Source organism: Pseudomonas sp. S30_BP2TU TE3576, from assembly GCF_050436025.1.
GTDB lineage: Bacteria > Pseudomonadota > Gammaproteobacteria > Pseudomonadales > Pseudomonadaceae > Aquipseudomonas.
This window is the reverse complement of the sequence record NZ_JBNDLK010000001.1, coordinates 5,860,485-5,877,309: the sequence shown is the minus strand read 5'-3', so window position 1 is coordinate 5,877,309 and position 16,825 is coordinate 5,860,485. Positions and strand designations below refer to the sequence as shown.

The window sequence follows — 16,825 nt, the reverse complement described above, 5'->3', positions numbered from 1 at the left end:
TATTAACATACAGTGATAATTGGAATGCCCTTGATCCACTGCTTCGTGCGGCTGGAGATGTTGATAGTGAAAGCTCAGATGGAGCTGAGCGGGCATGCACTGCAAATAGAGAATTTTGAGAGCGCGCGTAGCGTGGTGACTGACATGAATCGTAAAACTGTGAAAAGCAAACATGCCGAAGGCGTGACCTTTGACACCCATGTGATCGCAAACCCGACCAACCCCAAGGAGTGGATTGTGTTCTTCAAGAAGGACGCCGGGAGAAGTTATTTCCTGGTGGATGACAACGAGGAGGTCGAGTCTTTCGGACATCTGGATGACTTGATCGCCGAACTTCGAGACCTGGGCCTCAAGACCGCTGAAATCCATTTTTAACCCTTGGATTGAACTGCCCCCAATTTTGTATACACAAATGATAGGCAGCCATGGGTCGAGGCTATGCGCAAACGATTCAGAACAGGCCTGACGCTCAGTAACGGAACGAACATCGCGCTCCTACGCAAAATACAGGTCTGCTGACTAACCAAACGTTTGCAAACTTCACGTAGCAACGCAGACTTCAAAACAATCCCTGCGTTTTCACACAGCCTGGGCGAGGCATAGTTGGGGACTCCCCTTCCATCCATACGCCACTATCCCCATTGCTCCAGGAGGTATTCCGTATCGCCTACCTTCCGTTACGTGGCCGAGAAGTACCTGGTCGAGATCGTCCCAACGAAAAAGCCAGCTACATAGAAGGACAACGTCAGGGAACTTAAAAACCTGACGTCATTTTTCGACGATCCGCCGGTGCGGCTTTGCGCCGAGTCAGGTACTGATAAGGCAGAATCAAGCGGCGACATTTTGCAGGCCAGGGATCAACTTGGGCATACGACCGTCGTAATGACCGAGCAGTACATCCGCAACCGAAAGGGCAAAAAGGTCTCGCCAACTGAGTGAATTGCGAACCAAATCAATAATTGCGGACCAGAAACGAACAAGGGCTTGCTCAGCTTTCGCCCGCAAACCCTTGATTTATATGGTGCCGAAGCCGGGGTCGAACATGCCATCTACAGGCCGCTATTTTACTGGCCTCATCTATTATTAATCTCAGTACGTATACCTAAACGTATACCTAAAACGGGAAGTACCCTTATCTTCTCCGCCTCCCGCCGGTCGCCTATCGTGCCGCCCCCCCCGTTTTGCCGTCGCCGGGTGACGCTTGTGATCATCATTACTCACCCCGTTTTGGGATGGAAGAGATGGAAAAATAGTTGGGCGTGGGGGCGCCGATACTGCGAACGCTAATTCTTTTTTCGCAGCACCTCCAGCATTCCTCCAAATTCACCCAAGACGGCGATTCCCTAAAAAACTACGAATTAATGATTGAAACGGGCAGAGAACGGTCCTTCGGACGAAGGCTCCAGACTTTTGACCTCCCCCTACCCAATAGCTTTATCGAGCAGCACCAACTGCCCCAGTTGTGTTGCCCGATGGCGAGTTACGGATAAACAACCAATCAGGCACACCCCTTCCGTATGCGACCCTGAGCCGGGTCTCGAATTACCCGCTAGGGGCGATTACGATCCGTGGTCGGAGTCCGCTTTGATTATTGACTGAGAACGGCCAGAAGCAGACCTCCAAATGAGTCTACGAAATTAGTGGCGATTCACGGCGATAGGTTACTTATCCGAGTAGACTTTTCTTTGTGAAGCAAGGTAGTCCGCAATGATTGGTGTTGAGTGGGCCTGCGACCAGCCCCGATCGCGTTACTTGGCTTTAGGCCGACCCACTGAAGATCTCCACTAGAACGTGGCCCACCAGCGGTGAATGCAGGCTCATGGGCGCTTTATGCATCATAGCGCCCCCCTAAACCAAATACACTGCTGCTCTCTCAGTCATGCAGAGGCGACGAAACGGTTTCATTCTGAGGTGGACCGGCTAATTCGGCCGCCTCAGCTCCTGCCACTGGTGCAGTTTCCGCAGCACTTTCAAGAGCTCCCATTAATGGAGCAGATACGTTGCCTAAGGCTGTGACCATCTGTTCGTAGTGCGTGTCATCAACCTCCTTCATCCAAGTGAAAATGTCGGCAATGACGTTGTGACTCTCTCCGACCAGATTTTCAAGCGAATCTTCACCGATCTCAATAACGGCGTTATGAGAATATTTGTTGATGAATCGGTAGATTTTTTCCTTTGTCTGAGGTGTGGTGATCGTGCACCCATTAAGGCCCTGTTGAAATAAGCCAGCCATGTCGCCTTTATATACCGGGTACTTGAAGCTGAAAAAAGACTCCAGAATCTTGCGCGCGAGGTTCGCAGTCAAGAATGCTTCGTCACGGTCAACTTGTGCTTGCTCTCGATAGCTATAAAGACGACTGAAAATGTAATGGTATTCTGAGCTGTAGTCGTGCAGGCTCTTAGGCGCATTCTTCAAGGCAGACTTTCTAGGGCTTTCAGTGCTGGCCTCGATTACGTAGAAAAAGCAGTTTGCTGGCCTTGGAGGTCTTCTGTTTCTGCGGTTTGTATTGGTGCCATCGAGCCAGTCTCTGATGAGCTTGAAAAAATTGAAATTGTGAGTTAGTACAAAGAGCTGTAGAGCCGGGGTGCAGTGATGCCTCAAATATGAATAGGCGTGGAACAGGTGATTGGAGTCAAAGCTAGATATAGGGTCGTCTACCGCTATGATAAGTTTCGCAATGTCATTATCGCCCTCTGAAAGCTTAGTTATGAAGTAGACGAATGCGATAGCTGTTTTTTCTCCTTCGCTTAAGTCTCTTGCGTGGCGCTGCTCGGCACCTCGAATTATTTCATAGCCAAGCATTTTGGGGTTGAAGCGAAGACGCAGGTCGGATCTACCTAAGAAGTTGTGAAGGTGCTTATTGAACTCATCAGCGCCAAGCACTTCATTTGACAGGGCAGCCTCAAGCTCTTGAATCTCTTTTTGACGGGCACTGGTATGATCCTGGAGGGTACTAACTTGTTTGGAGATAGTGTCGCGCTTTTGGATTTTTACAAAATAACCGAAATCTCTTACTTCCATTGCCGCGTAATGAAGCTCGATTTTTCTCTTAACAGCGCCGGTTTCGTTAATGAAGTCTTCGGTCTTTCTATTATGGCGCGTAATCGTATTGTTCATCTGGGCTAAAACTGAGTTGAAGCCTTCGCATGCCTCGGCATCAATAGCAGGGACCGTGAAGTCGGTCCTAAATTGATTCGAGATTTTCTGCTGTAGCAACTCCTGCCATCGTGCTATCCCGCCGTTTATGCATGCTACATGCGAGGAAAGCTTGGCTCCAGCGGTGGTGAATTCCGCCCGCATCTCCTCGTACAACTGCTCCTCTTGACCAATGTCGCCAATGTCGAGAACTTGCTGATTAAGCCATTGCTCAGCGCTGACGAGGCGGCTTTGGAATTGACGGTACTCGTCGCTGAAATGGGCATTGATTTCGTTAATTCGAGCTTGGGTCAGTGCCGCACCGCAAAATTCACAGCTTTCGGATTTGTGTCCGTTATGGATGGCAAGACCTGCCTGTACCCAGGATTGTATGTCAGGGTTCTCTTTAAGTCTCGTCAGCACAATGCTCGTGGCGGTTTGCTTCAGAAGAGATTCTAGGCGTGATTGGGCATCTTTAAGCTTCGTTGCGTCCAATTTATTAGTGATGCTAGAGATCTGCGGTTTCGATACAGGCTTAGCGGCGACTACCAGTGCTACTAATTCATCATTTTGTAGTATAGAGGATTGGTCTCGAACGGCTTTCGTATTAGATACGATAAAATTCTCTAACTTGGTACGATTGTAGTTAAGGTAATGACTGTCTTCTGTGCCGATGATCTGGAGGCTGGACTTGGTTCGTTTTGCGCTATCGGTTAAAAATTTCTGTAAGTCCGCAGTAGCTTTTGCTGCCTCAGAATTGGACTTTTCGGTAGCCTTTAAATCAATCTCTTGCTGCGCCTTGAGCTTTTCAAGCTGTTTTCGATCATCGATTTTTTCTTTAGCGACCAGCAGTATGCTTTTGACAGAGTTGTCCCAGTCGATATTTTCTTTGATGAAGCCAGCATTGAATGTGCGTACGACGGCGCTCGCTTGTAAAATGTTCTTCTCTGTAATTATTGTGTTCTCATCCAATACTACAGAAAATTCACAATTTGGTTCGGCGTATGCTTGAAGGTTGCGACGTTTCTCTAAGGACTCGAAGACTTTAGAGAGAGTCGATTTTCCGCTACCGTTCCAGCCGTATATCAAATTAAATTTTCCAAATTCCTGCGTCGCCTCTCCATTGAAGTCCCTGAATATCCCAAAATTCTTTAGTTTTTTTATTTTCGTAATCATGGTTAGCGGTCCTTTCGCCGAACGTTGCTGAGTCAATGAAAAGCGTGTGGCATTGAGCCAGCTTAGAAAGCGGCGCTGAATTTCGCAATGACGTTATTTTCTGCTTTGAGTAACTTGTTGATTGCCGTGACAAAATAGTTTTGGTTGTTGAGTTGACGACTAAAAAGTGCTCAGAAAAGTGAGCTGAATAAGGGGGGCGGCGGTGAACGGAGCTAGCCGTTAAACCGGGTCAGAATGCACCTCCGATCGACCGCTTGGGTCGGTTGCTGCCTGTTGCGAAGCAATCGACCGAGGCTGTGTAAAAATGGTTTAGAGCAGGTTTGAAAGTCAGAACCAGAACGAAAATCGCGTTCCTACACAAATTCCAGGTCCGCTGATACATCAATCATTGGCAGATTTAGGAAATTAAGAAAAAAGCGGAGTCAAGCAGTGGCGCGCCCTGAGCCTTCAAGCTGCGCGAGCTTGCGCGCAATACCGAAATTCTCTTCCGGCTTCCTGCCGACCGCCCCACCTTCCCTCCCTCACGACGACTGCTACGCTGAAATCTCCACGGAGGATTCGCGATGCCAAATTCTGACCTACTCCCTTCCCTGCTGTTCAAGCTCAACGACACGGCCGACATAACGTCAGCCACGGAAAGTAAACCCTCGAATCAAAATCTCGGCGCGGCGAAGGTGGGTAAGCAGGACGAGTTCTACACCCAGTACGTCGACATCCAGAAAGAGGTTGAGGCCTACCTCGAGTTCGACCCAGACACCTTTCGCGGCAAGGTTGTTTACTGCAACTGTGACGACCCATTCGAGAGCAACTTCTTTAAGTACTTCGTCACCAACTTCAACAAGCTTGGCTTAAAAAAGCTCATCACCACCAGCTACGACGGCTCCCCCATCGCGGGCAAGCAACTCAGTTTAGGTGAGTACGACAAAGACATTGGCAAGCACCAAAGGCCCAAGGCAATTGCCGTCGAGATTGAGGCGGTGAATGATGTCAACGGAGACGGCGTGACCGGTATAGAAGACGTCAAGCTATTTTTGACGCAGAACCCCCACTCCCGCACACCCCTCGCGGGAGGTGGCGACTTCCGCAGCGCCGAGTGCTTCGAGCTGCTAAAGCAGGCGGACATTGTAGTCACCAACCCGCCCTTCTCTCTATTCAAGGAGTATGTCGCCCAGCTCGTGAAGCACGAGAAGAGGTTCTTGATTATCGGTAACCTGCAGGCGATCACTTACCTAGAGATCTTCCCGCTGATCAAGGACAACAAGTTGTGGCTTGGCCCAACGATCCGAAGCGGCGACCGAGAATTTCGAGTTCCAGACCATTACCCGCTGAAGGCGGCAGGTTGGCGCGTCGACGAAAATGGCGTCAAGTACATACGCGTCAAGGGCGTCCGCTGGTACACAAACCTTGACCATGGACGCCGACATCAGCGGCTGGAGTGCATGACCATGGAGGACCACTTGCGGTTCAGCAAGCACAAGGAGATCAAGGGCAAGGCGGGTTACGACAGATACGACAACTTTGATGCCATAGAAGTGCCGTTCAGCGACGCGATTCCCAGCGACTGCGATGGTGTCATGGGCGTCCCGGTCTCTTTTCTTGACAAGTACAACCCCGACCAGTTCGAGATTATCGGAAACAGTGACGACGGTGAGATGATGAAGAAGATTGGAGTCCGCACCCTCGGTCGGGAGTTCATTAGCGCTTATCGCGCCCGTGGGGGGACGGGACACTACAGCCCGGGTATGCGAATGCTTGGTCTGCTTGAGCCTCAGGCACGGGTCATTTTCAAGCGCATCCTGATTCGCCACCGCTGCCATGCCCAGCCCGAAAGAGGGACGAAAAAGTGATCACCAAGTTGAGAACCGACATCACCGTCGCCGACATTTGCGACGGGTTTGTGTACAACCAACTGGAGGGCAAGGGGCTATTTGGGCTAGGCGGAAGGCTCACCATTCAGCCAGAGTATCAGCGCAACTACCTCTATGCAGATAACAGCGGCAAGCGGGAAGCGGCTGTCGTAGAGTCGCTCCTAAAGACTTATCCGCTCGGCCTAATTTATTTTAATAAAATTGGAGAGGATAAATTCGAGGTGCTGGACGGCCAGCAACGGATTACCAGCATCGGACGATTCGTTACGAACAGGTTCGCGATCATGGATAATGGAAATCCGAAGAACTTCGATAGCCTCCCTGCCGACCAACGTGCAAAGATTCTCGAATCGAGACTGCTGATATACGAGTGCGAAGGCACTGAGACTGCGATCAAGCAATGGTTCGAGACAATCAACATCGCTGGAGTGCCGCTGAACACCCAAGAGCTTTTGAATGCTATTTACTCAGGGCCGTTCGTGACGTTGGCGAAGTCCGAATTCAGCAACAGCCAGAACGCGAACATCCAAAAGTGGAGCGCCTATATCAAGGCTAGTGCGAACCGGCAGGGTTACTTGGAGCGGGCGTTGGACTGGGTGAGCAAGGGCAATATCGGTGACTACATGAGCGCTCATCGCAACGACAACAAAATCGATGAGCTGAAGACTTACTTCAACACTGTGATCGACTGGGTTTCAACAGTGTTTGTCGACGTTGTCTCAGAAATGTGCGGATTAGAGTGGGGCAGGCTGTACGAAAAGCATCACGGCACGTCCTACGATCCGAAGAAGATGTCGGAAGATGTGAAAAAGCTCGTCGCCGATGACTTCGTGAAAAACCACAAGGGTATTTTTGAGTTTCTATTAGGCGGATCGATAGATACGAAGTTGTTAGAGGTCCGGGTCTTTGACGTAACGGTGAAGCGATCCATATACGCTAAGCAGAAGCAGGCAGCTGAGGGCAAGGGCGTGTCCAACTGTCCGCTCTGCGCGATTGGGCCCAATGCGAATAAGAGCAAAATCTATAAACTCGATGAAATGGATGCCGACCATGTTTACGCATGGAGCAAAGGCGGCGGAAGCTCGGCCGAGAACTGCCAAATGCTCTGCATTACCCACAATCGGGCCAAAGGTAATCGATAAAGCCGCTCAATGCTCGCAAGAAACCGCCAAGCAAGAAACCTTAGTGTTGCAACTTTTGGAAAGCAGCCAGCCGTCCGCAAAGGGTCCAGGCTGTGTGAAAACGTTTTAGAGCAAGTTTGACATTCAGAATCGGAACAAAAATCGCGTTCCTATGCAAATTTTAGGTCTGCTGACCAAGCACAAACGCCGACAGATTTTACGTAGCAACGCAGACTTCAAAACGGCGCATGCGTTTTCACGCAGCCTGGGTCGATTGTAGCCGGTCGTGGAAGGCAGAAATCGGCCAGAAGCAGACGCTAAAGCGTGTAATCCCTCGTCAGTTCGAGGCAGAATTTGTGCGTGCTTGCTTAGACCAGCCCATCTTACGAATTTATTAATTCATTGATTCCAGATTTTTGGATGATAAAGTTAGCACCGTCTTCAACATCAATCGATTGCGCGCCAAACATCATATCCGGGCCTGTTAACGAATAGTAGCCCGCGTATTCATCTTGGTTATTATTGGCCACTGCGCCTCGAATATGCATTATTAGCTTTTTCTTTAAATCGACTATCTCTTGCAGATCACCGCTAATGAAGCTGTCAATGAATTTGTTTATTTCTATGCTGCATCTGCTTATAGCCTTCCCCACCAAAAACGAATTTGCTCCAAAATCAATTGTCCAGCCGTGGTGGCTTCTATAAATCCGATCAGAATGTTTTGGGGCTCTAACAGGTGAGCCGGATGAGTGAGTATGCCACCAAGCAGTTCGGCGGATGAATTCTTCTGCTAATTCACGTGGCACATCCTCCACTCGCACTAGCCAAGGTCTTGTCGAACGCACATGCCCTACAATCGCTAGATTTTTTTTTGCTAGCTTGGTTCTTAAAGCTATGAGCTCCTCAAGTATTCGCTCATCTATTTCAGCTGTAAGGAATAGTGACTCACAACTTGAGCACGCTCTTGCGCGACGGAACCAAGATATATCCACATGATCTCTCTTGTACCATCGCTGAGCTTTAGGCTTACCAGCTTTTGTTGGAGATAAGGCGCGGCAAATGGTAAATTTTCTGCAATTAGGGCAATAAACCTTAGTTCCTTTATTTGGCATAACTCTCTCCAAATCGCAGGCTACGTAGCTATTTTATCGGTCCCACGCTCCTGCGTTTTAATGCAGTCGTAGACACTTCGCGTCTGCTCTCGATTTGACGCAGAGCGTCCCACCTAGTTTTCCACGCTAGAGCGTTGAGACCATCGAAAAGCACTAAACCAGCCCTATAACAAAAACCTAAATCAAGCTTCCAGCCCCATTTCCCGAATATATGGAGATGGAAAGGCAGGTTCCTGAAACATTTGATAATTCACCATCAAAACCACCTGTTTTTTTCCACGTGTAAATGCCACATAAAAAACGCGGCGCTCAGCCTCCAACTGTGCGACTGTATCAGCCAATTTACTTGGCCATATATCTTGATTGCAATCCAGGATAACCACCACATCAAACTCCTTACCCTTTGCACGCAACGCAGTCATCAGATGGAGTTTACGCTTCCTACCATCAACAACGTCATCATCATTAGGAGACACGCGGACAAGTGTAGAAATCGCCTTTTCTACATCCTCATAGAAAGAAGCATAGTCATTGCCATAACGCTCCGCATATGCACTAAGATACAAAAAAGGCGGATCGGCATAGAAAATATCATCTTGCGACTTCCCATAATCCTTCTGCAAACCATCAAACTGTTCACTGAGAACATGAATTGTCGAAGCCACAGACTCGGCGAGCAGGAAATCATGTATTGCATGGTAAAACTCACCTGTCATCTTTCCGCCTGCATTATCCCCTTTTAGCGAACCCTGATATAAATAAAATACGTTGAGCGCATCCTCTAGGGATCTTGGTCGACTTGATAGAAGATGTCCCTTTATCTTGGCACGGTCCTCCTTCTTCAAGGGATAGCGTTTAACCTTATCGCACAACTTGAGCAAACTCTCGACTGAATCTGGCCAAAATGGAGCCTGTGCCTTGAATTGAGCCTTCAAAACCAACAGTTGCTTAAGTTCCTCGAAAGCACTGCTTAGCATTACATTCAGGTCTTCTGCAGCAAAAAAAGGTATGTCTGCTCCAGCAAAAACGATCTGATAAGGGATGATCTGGCTTCTCTTTCGACTGATCAGAGCAATATTTCCTATGCTGTCATTCCGGAGGAGGTCCTTAACAAGGGTCAGAACATACTCAACGGATGCCTCGACAGAGCGCACAGGTACCACATCGATATTGGCAACGACCTTCGATGCAGCACGAACGTTTTTATCCACACGACGTTGATTGTGCTTGATAAGCCTTTGCGAATACTCAACTATATTATTCGGGCAACGGTAGTTTGTCTCAAGAACATGCAGCGCATACTCTTTTCCAACGAACTCGTCTGGGCTCAATATAAAGTCCGGCGAGGCACCCCGCCACTCATAAATAGCCTGATCGTCATCACCAACTATGCACAGTTCAGACTTATTCAGCTTGGCAATCACACTCAACAAATTCAGATCAAGGGCATTAACATCCTGAAACTCATCAACGACTATATGATGGCAACGCGCAGCTCCAGTTGTATACTTGCGTTCTTTCAGCGCGCATTCCATCTCCACCAACCCCCAGTACTTCTGATCTTCTAGAGAAATTTTTGCGACTTTATACAGATGTGCAACTGCCTCGCACCAGAACAGCATGAACCGCTCGAAAGCTTGAGAAATTTGCAGACTTTCACTGACCTCGCGCTCAATAATCTCAAGATCCTGCAACCACTCTAAGAATGCCGTTACATGATTATAAAGTCCGGCCTGATCCAACCAACGTACATGCTTCTTGAATGACTTGACATCCGTATGTTTGTCATGGCGGAATCCCAGCCCTTTGAGAAAATCGATCTTGTCCATCAGGCTTTTTGTAGCACGAATTTTAAGCTTGCTGTCTGTCAACACTTCTCGCAACGCCGGGTGCTGTTGCCAGATGGGTTGCAAGTCATTGCTTACCAAAAAAGAGCGATCATTACTGGAAGTCAAGAGTCGTGGGCTATGAATTCTGAGCTTGAGCCGGCGATAGCTCCATGCGTTCAGGGTATTTACTTCAACACACCCATCAAGCTCAGAAAAAGAGGAATCGTTCTTAATACGATCGCACAGTTCGTCACGTGCGACGCGCGTAAATGTAAATATTAAGAAACGTGCCGACTCTCCCCTAGCAGCCGCTCGCCGCGCAGCCACCAAACAGCGCCACAGAATGGAGTATGTTTTCCCGCTTCCTGCCGGCGCCAGCAACCGTACCGCTTTTGCAGGCTCTAAGCAGAATTCGCGCTGAGTCATATCCAGATTGGTTGCTCCGAAAATATTAATATCACTGATCTCAGTCACCGATGCATTCTTCTCGTTGCCAGCCATTTATGCACTCTCCACCAGAGTAATTTGATGCATATGCAAAATTTAAAAGCCCAAACTTACTTATCCTAGAAAATCTCTATTCTTTTCAAAAACAAGGTTATTGGAGACAGCGAGCCGCCCTCAATCACTGGAGAAATAATTAGTATAGTTATGGCTCTCCCCCTGCTTCTGACAAAGTGTCTGAAATATAGGCCGTCTGTGAAGTTGGAGTTTGATACAACCAGCCGGCTCCTGGCTGGCGGGCTGCGGATAGTCAGATTCGATGGATTCGAAGTGTTGGACAGTACGGTAAGAGTTTAGTGTTTCGCCGGAAGCGGCCTCGCTTTGTCCGGCGATAATTTGGTCGTTTCTGCTGCTGTGTTCCCAATCCTGGTGGCTCATAGCAATTTTTTACCTATCCTTGGCGAGCCGTCGTTAGAGGATAGATCCTCGTCCCGATATGCGGCGCGCAAGCGTGCGGTAGATCACTTTCTGCTTGGAGCATAGGTCGGCTTGTGTCTATTGGCCAGTAATCGAGGGTTCGCTTTGCAGGGGTGGAGCGTCGCGGCCAAGGTGCTCCTAGAGCGAGGTAGCCTGGATGACCATTGGGGGAAAACGCTCTGCGGTTTTCCACCCAACATGAACTTGAGAGTCCTTATATGGACAATGCTTTCTTGTCAACCAACTTCTGCGAGTGGCCGCAATGGGTCCAGGCTGTGTGATAACGTTTTAGAGCGGGGTTTACGGTCGGAGGCGGACCAAAAATCGCGCTCCTACGCAAATTATTGATCTGCTGATTAACCAAACGCTGGCAGATTTTACGTAGCAACGCAGACTTCAAAACGGTGCATGCGTTTTCACACAGCCTGGGTCGTTTTCAGCCGGTCACGACAGGCAGAAAACAGCCAAAAGCAGACACTCATGGACGACGACGCTTCCCCCGATACCAGACCGTAGACACATTGCAAACCACTTCGTAACCTCAAGGCAAGTCTTGTTGTCTTTTCCTTCTGCCTCTGCCGCGTTTCTACCAGTATACTCAACTGGTTCAAAGGGTTACGCGTGAACAAGGGACGTTATGCGACACAAGTGGCATAAAACATCCCCCCACATATGCCGCCTACTTATCGTTATAAATTAGGAAAAATTTGCTGTGATTGACGCACTCATCAGAAATCTACAAGCAGATATTGCACTGCTCCAAACTTACATTACCCAACGCCAAAAAGCTGGATTCCATGATATGGAGAGAATGCTCGAAGCATTAGCCATCCATATGTTTCGTGCGCTCAGCATCGGCAAACTCGAAAACAAGAATCAGTTGTCGGTGAACTTTCCTGCAATTGATTTGGCAGACGACAAGAACAAGGTAGCTGTTCAAGTCACATCGAATGCTAGCCCCGCAAAGATCGATAAAACGATCGCAGCCTTTGAGAAGAAAAATAGTTCCGGAATTAGTCTAAAAGACAAATACTCAATTCTATATATTTTCGGATTCTGTAAATCATCAAAACATCCTACCCCAGCCTACTGCAAAGTTATTGACCCGAGTTACTTCATCGGAGAATTGTGCGACAAAGCAGATGAAGACCAAATACAAAATGTGCTTAACGCCGTTCGCCGACACCAAAATTACTCTTCATTACATCCATGGGAGGACAAAGACTCTCTTGAAATCATCCTAAATACCATTAACCGGAATGCAATCAAGCACATGATGTCCTGCGAAGGCAGCATCTCTGAAATGACAAAAGGGCTCAATGAAATATCCGAGCTGATTACAAAAGGAACCATACGCGGAAGAGATCGGGCAAAGTCGATATCTGATTTCAGAGATCAAAGCATGGTCCTATTTCTTCGCGGGATAATGGATAGCATCTCTACTATTCAAGCCATAGTAAACAAATCGAAAGTTGATCAAGGCGACTTTGTTGCAATAGATTACGACGGAATGGGAGAAATTGACAAATTAAAAACAATGATTGCCAATAATTCGTCCGCAATGGCAAAATCAAACAATATCAAAATCGAGATCAATCCAATAAATTTCTAACATGGCGCTCAACCTCGCTCCCGTCGGTTGCTGGACGCTGCGCGATAAATTCTCGCAGCGCCGGTTAACTCTACGCCATGCACCTTCGGAGGTATTATGCGGACAAAATTCTGGCGATTCGCTTACGAAGATAATGAACTCACCTCCATACTTAGGTCAGACGAACTACCTTTCCCTGGTTTGAGCAAATGGCCAACCGCAAAAAACAACTCTTTCGAAAAGATTTTTGAAGACATCAAGATCGGTGACTTCATTCTGCTCGCCAATTTTGATCGCACCTCGGAGATTGGCATAGCAAAAGGCATTGGCCAAGTCATAGCCAAAAACAATGTAAAAATCACTATGCACTGGAAAAAGCCTATACCAAGCCTTTCCTTGACTCCAGATATTCCAGGCGGTGTAACTGTATGGAGCACAGAAGGTGTATTTTGCTTTGATATTCAACCCGCAAAGCGATACAAACTCGACGCACAAACTAAAAAACTTTTTGCAAGCGGTGTATAACAATGCATTCAAGGCGGACGTCTTTAAGTCGCCGCCTTAAGTCCAACGCTAGTCTCCGCTCTGGGTCGGCTCCAGCCGGTACTGATCGCCTCCCGATAGAGCTGTTCCATGGTGATCAGAACAAATGGGGACCTGCTGGGAGTGGGTGCCAGCCACCTTTGCTCAGCCGCTTCTCCACTAGAGCCTTGTACTCATGCGGCTCAGGCGCGTCCTTGCGCTTATGACGGCGCTGATTGCATCGCTGGCAGGCGGCAGCAATATTGGACTGAGTATCTCTTCCGCCATCCTGCCTGGCGACTAGATGCTCGGCTGTGCACTGGAAGTGCCTAGCCTGCCGAAGGGAAAGGCCATGGCGGCGGGCGAAGGCCTCAGGAGTATCGCGCCACATCTGGAAGCCGCAATAATAGCAGCGGCCACCTTGGCGATCGAACGCAGCGAAACGATGTTTGATAACAGATTTATGGGCCATGGCGGCCTCCTGTATGAAAATGGAGGTCCGCTGCGCCTAATAAGGCAAGAAACGGTACCAGTCGAGTCACTCGAACCGGCCCAACATCGCCCCCTTAAGGGAACGACAAGAGCAAATCTATGCCAAAACAGAAGCAGTGATCAAGTAGTCTGGAGGCAACCTGAACTGGTCAAGTATTCCCGGACACCCACGCAGGCGAAATCATCACACCAATCAACTGCGTAAAAGTATAAAGCCCGGTAGTTGTCCCCGGGCTCAGCACTACATGACCTGCGCGCCAGGCCACAGTATTCGGGCTTCAACCAAGGCTTCGGCATGAGTCATCGGCTCACCGATCATTGTGAAGGGACCATATCCTGTCACGGACACTGTCCAGTGACTGCGGCGGGCTTCACCATCGCTGGCCGCCACTTCGACCATCAGCTCCAAACGGTGCAACTTGATGTAGCGACGCTCCTCCTGTGTCAACCTGCTGGATGGCGAAACGAATAAGCGGGTACCCACCACCTTGGCACTGAACCCGCGATACTGGAGATAGTCGATAACTCCCATCAGAAGGCCTCCGCGTCGGACTCATCGAAGACCATGTCTGCAGAGGTACTGGCGGTGTCGGGGGATAGTTGCTGACTCGAAGTCCTGCAAGTCCCAATGTCCTGCTCGGGGTGATCGTCTGGCAGGACATCAGGACTTGCAGGACATTGCTTCGATAACTTTCTCCCGATGCCCCACTTCACCGTCCCCCCTGTTTTACCCTGGGGCTTGCACTCGATGCCTATCTGCCGAAGAGCGGGAGCGGCACGTCGCAGGGCGTCCCCTAGCCCCTTCGCGGAACGCGGCCACGAATCGCAGCCAGTTGGACGGTACTGCTCCAGGATAAGCAGAATCTCTTTTACTGATGCGGTCACTCCGTGCGGGCGCGCCTCGACAAGTTCCACTACGGCGGCAGCTACCGGGCTAGCGTCAATGGTGCGAGCCAGACTTTCCTGCCGACTGGAATTGAACTCGTGCAGGAAATCCTCGGGCGCATGTCCCGCTGCGGCGGCGACAGCCATACCTAGGCGAGCGAATTCAACCAGCCGCGGACGCTCGTCAGCGGGGATGTGCATCTGCGGCGCTAACTCCAACGCTTTGGCGAAAATATCCAGCAGCGCCCCCAGCAAACATGGACGCTCGGCTTCGTACTCCCGCCAAAGGTCTGTCACTTCCAGCCGCTCGCTGATAACCGGCGTCTCGATAGTGATCGTTCTGTCCACCAGATCTTGCGCCGTGACTGCCGCAGATATGCCATTCAGTACGACGGGGCGCTTCACGCTGATAACACTTTCGTCGGCATCCGAGTACAGCTTGCGCTTGGCAAAGCCGCCTCCGGTTGCCAATACGCACATGGCATCCTGAGTTGTTGCGGGCAAGTGCGAGACGTTCTCCAGGCTCACTACCGCACACACACCAGCAGAAACGAATAGGTCCTCCGCCGACTTCGGTGCACTGCGCAATGGGCAGGAATTCGGATCAATGAGCTGACGCAGTGCTGTTTGTGTCGTGCTCTTCGCACTACCCTGCTCGCCCAGCAGCTCCAGCACTGGATAAGGCGTATCAGGACGCAGGCATTCGATCAGCCAAGCCAGGGCCAGCAGACGGGAGCCGCGCGGGATGTTCGCCACGTGCCAAAGTTGCTCGATCGATCCACCTGGAACTGGAGCCGGAATCGGCTGCATGGATTCAGGTCGCACGAACATGACCTCGGGTGACTCGACGATCTCCCACTTACCTGGCCGGATGCGAACCGCTCGGCTACTGCCTGATACAGCCAGGTCGAGAAAATAATCTCCAGCGGCACCAGCAGTGCGCCGGTTTACCTCCTGACAGTCTCCATGGAATCGACCGAGGCCGGCCAAGGTACCCAGCGCCTCCCGGACCGATTGATCTCGGGGCGCCTTGCCGCTGTCGGAGTAAAAGCTGGCGACCAGTGCATCTCGGAACTGGCGCGCGGCTAGATCACGCACTTCGCCCGTCGTGCGATCCCGGGCGAAGACGTCCTTGTTTTCATCGTGGAACAGCTCGAAGCGTTGCTCCACGAACTTGACCAGCAGCGAAGCTTGGCTCTGCTTTTCGTCAGCATCATCACCGGGCTCGAAGTGTTCCTCGACTGACTGCTGATCGTCGTCTTCGAACTGCTGTTTACCCAGAGCGTCCACCATTTGCAGAAGTTGCTCGACGGTACCGCCCGCGTCCAGCCAGTCGGATACGTCGTCCTTCGGCAGCAGCCCTGGAAGGCGGAGCACGCGAACTTCCGCCTCTGCCAAACTCAGTGCCCGATAAACCTTGTCGGCGTGCTGATATCCCGGCTCGTCGTTATCCGCCAGAATCACTACCCGACGGCGCGCGAAAGGTTTGTTGAGCGCATCAGGCCACTTGCCAGCGCCGCCGGCGTTGCAAGTTGCGACCAACCCCAGCGACTCCAAGCGCAGTACGTCCTTCTCGCCCTCCACGACAAACACTGGCGTATCCCACGGTGCGTGCAGCAACTGCGGCAGACGGTAGGGAACCTGACGCACGCCTTTCACCGACCACACCCAGCCGCCTTTGCCGTCCGGGCTGCGCTGGCGAAAGTCCTTTGGCTCGTAGCGGACAACTTGAAACAGAACGTTGCCGTCCTCGTCGGTGTAGTCATAACAAGCCGCCATGCGACGGCTGGCCGGTAGGACATCAGGGCATGGCGCCGGCTGCTTTTCTTTTAAGCCTTCCTGCTCAAGCCAGCCCATTTGCTCGGCCCGACTTGTGATGCCGGTTTTCCAGGCAATCAAATCCAATACGCCGCCACCGCACCCGTCTTCGTGCGAGTGCCATACCCCCTTTTCCAGATCGACGGATAAAGAGCCATGCGCTCCGAATCGAAACTCGGTCGGCTTGCTCATTGCGGCATTTGGCTCACCAAGAAGGTAGAGCGCTACGGGCCCAATCATGGATTTCAGCCAAGCCGATCCCGCCGGCGCATTGGCGCCGTTTTGACTTTTCATGGGTTACACCCCGAGCTGCTTGGCTTTGCGCCAGGACCAGAGAGAAGAAGACTGGGAGGA

Annotated in this window: 11 protein-coding genes and 1 pseudogene; 6 read left to right on the top strand and 6 right to left on the bottom strand. The window is 50.4% G+C overall.

The features are described 5' to 3' along the window. Positions 1 to 144: 144 nt before the first annotated feature. Complete coding sequence (locus ABIA48_RS26870) at positions 145 to 375, top strand: hypothetical protein (protein ID WP_046043128.1); 231 nt, start codon at positions 145 to 147, stop codon at positions 373 to 375. Positions 376 to 795: 420 nt separating this feature from the next. Further along, positions 796 to 939, top strand: a pseudogene (locus tag ABIA48_RS26865) (integrase); the annotation flags it as partial. A 934-nt stretch (positions 940 to 1,873) separates the two neighbouring features. Here the strand turns inward: ABIA48_RS26865 and ABIA48_RS26860 are convergent. Beyond that, positions 1,874 to 4,312 (bottom strand): AAA family ATPase, encoded by a 2,439-nt coding sequence (locus ABIA48_RS26860; protein WP_429492582.1) that lies wholly within the window; start codon positions 4,310 to 4,312, stop codon positions 1,874 to 1,876. A gap of 563 nt (positions 4,313 to 4,875) precedes the next feature. On the opposite strand from ABIA48_RS26860, the gene ABIA48_RS26855 reads away from it, so the two are divergent. Both ABIA48_RS26855 and ABIA48_RS26850 read left to right on the top strand, forming a co-directional pair. After that, positions 4,876 to 6,159, top strand: a complete 1,284-nt coding sequence (locus ABIA48_RS26855) for an adenine-specific methyltransferase EcoRI family protein (RefSeq protein WP_429492580.1) — start codon at positions 4,876 to 4,878, stop codon at positions 6,157 to 6,159. After that, entirely contained in the window at positions 6,156 to 7,322 is a 1,167-nt protein-coding gene (locus ABIA48_RS26850) for an HNH endonuclease family protein (RefSeq protein ID WP_429492578.1), read from the top strand. Before ABIA48_RS26855 ends, ABIA48_RS26850 begins: the two co-directional genes overlap by 4 nt. Positions 7,323 to 7,684: 362 nt before the next feature. Here ABIA48_RS26850 and ABIA48_RS26845 read toward each other — a convergent pair whose 3' ends face one another. After that, positions 7,685 to 8,413 carry a hypothetical protein gene (locus tag ABIA48_RS26845; RefSeq protein ID WP_429492576.1) on the bottom strand — a complete coding sequence of 243 codons (729 nt, stop codon included), beginning with the start codon at positions 8,411 to 8,413 and terminating at the stop codon, positions 7,685 to 7,687. Positions 8,414 to 8,595: 182 nt separating this feature from the next. Continuing rightward, positions 8,596 to 10,743 carry a UvrD-helicase domain-containing protein gene (locus ABIA48_RS26840; protein ID WP_429492574.1) on the bottom strand — a complete coding sequence of 716 codons (2,148 nt, stop codon included), beginning with the start codon at positions 10,741 to 10,743 and terminating at the stop codon, positions 8,596 to 8,598. Positions 10,744 to 11,875: 1,132 nt separating this feature from the next. Here ABIA48_RS26840 and ABIA48_RS26835 point away from each other — a divergent pair. Both ABIA48_RS26835 and ABIA48_RS26830 read left to right on the top strand, forming a co-directional pair. Then, positions 11,876 to 12,775, top strand: a complete 900-nt coding sequence (locus ABIA48_RS26835; RefSeq protein ID WP_429492572.1) for an SMEK domain-containing protein — start codon at positions 11,876 to 11,878, stop codon at positions 12,773 to 12,775. Between the two features lie 96 nt (positions 12,776 to 12,871). Continuing rightward, the gene (locus ABIA48_RS26830) at positions 12,872 to 13,279 is read left to right on the top strand and encodes a hypothetical protein (protein ID WP_429492570.1); all 408 of its coding nucleotides are present in this window, start codon (positions 12,872 to 12,874) and stop codon (positions 13,277 to 13,279) included. 115 nt (positions 13,280 to 13,394) lie between these two features. On the opposite strand, the gene ABIA48_RS26825 is transcribed toward ABIA48_RS26830, so the two are convergent. The 3 genes from ABIA48_RS26825 to ABIA48_RS26815 all read right to left on the bottom strand — a co-directional run bounded on the left by ABIA48_RS26825 (position 13,395) and on the right by ABIA48_RS26815 (position 16,765). Continuing rightward, the gene (locus ABIA48_RS26825) at positions 13,395 to 13,748 is read right to left on the bottom strand and encodes an HNH endonuclease (RefSeq protein WP_429492568.1); all 354 of its coding nucleotides are present in this window, start codon (positions 13,746 to 13,748) and stop codon (positions 13,395 to 13,397) included. 261 nt (positions 13,749 to 14,009) lie between these two features. Then, positions 14,010 to 14,300 carry a hypothetical protein gene (locus tag ABIA48_RS26820; RefSeq protein WP_429492567.1) on the bottom strand — a complete coding sequence of 97 codons (291 nt, stop codon included), beginning with the start codon at positions 14,298 to 14,300 and terminating at the stop codon, positions 14,010 to 14,012. Continuing rightward, positions 14,300 to 16,765 carry a toprim domain-containing protein gene (locus tag ABIA48_RS26815; protein WP_429492565.1) on the bottom strand — a complete coding sequence of 822 codons (2,466 nt, stop codon included), beginning with the start codon at positions 16,763 to 16,765 and terminating at the stop codon, positions 14,300 to 14,302. The genes ABIA48_RS26820 and ABIA48_RS26815 overlap by 1 nt, the downstream gene beginning before the upstream one ends. Between the last annotated feature and the right edge of the window lie 60 nt (positions 16,766 to 16,825).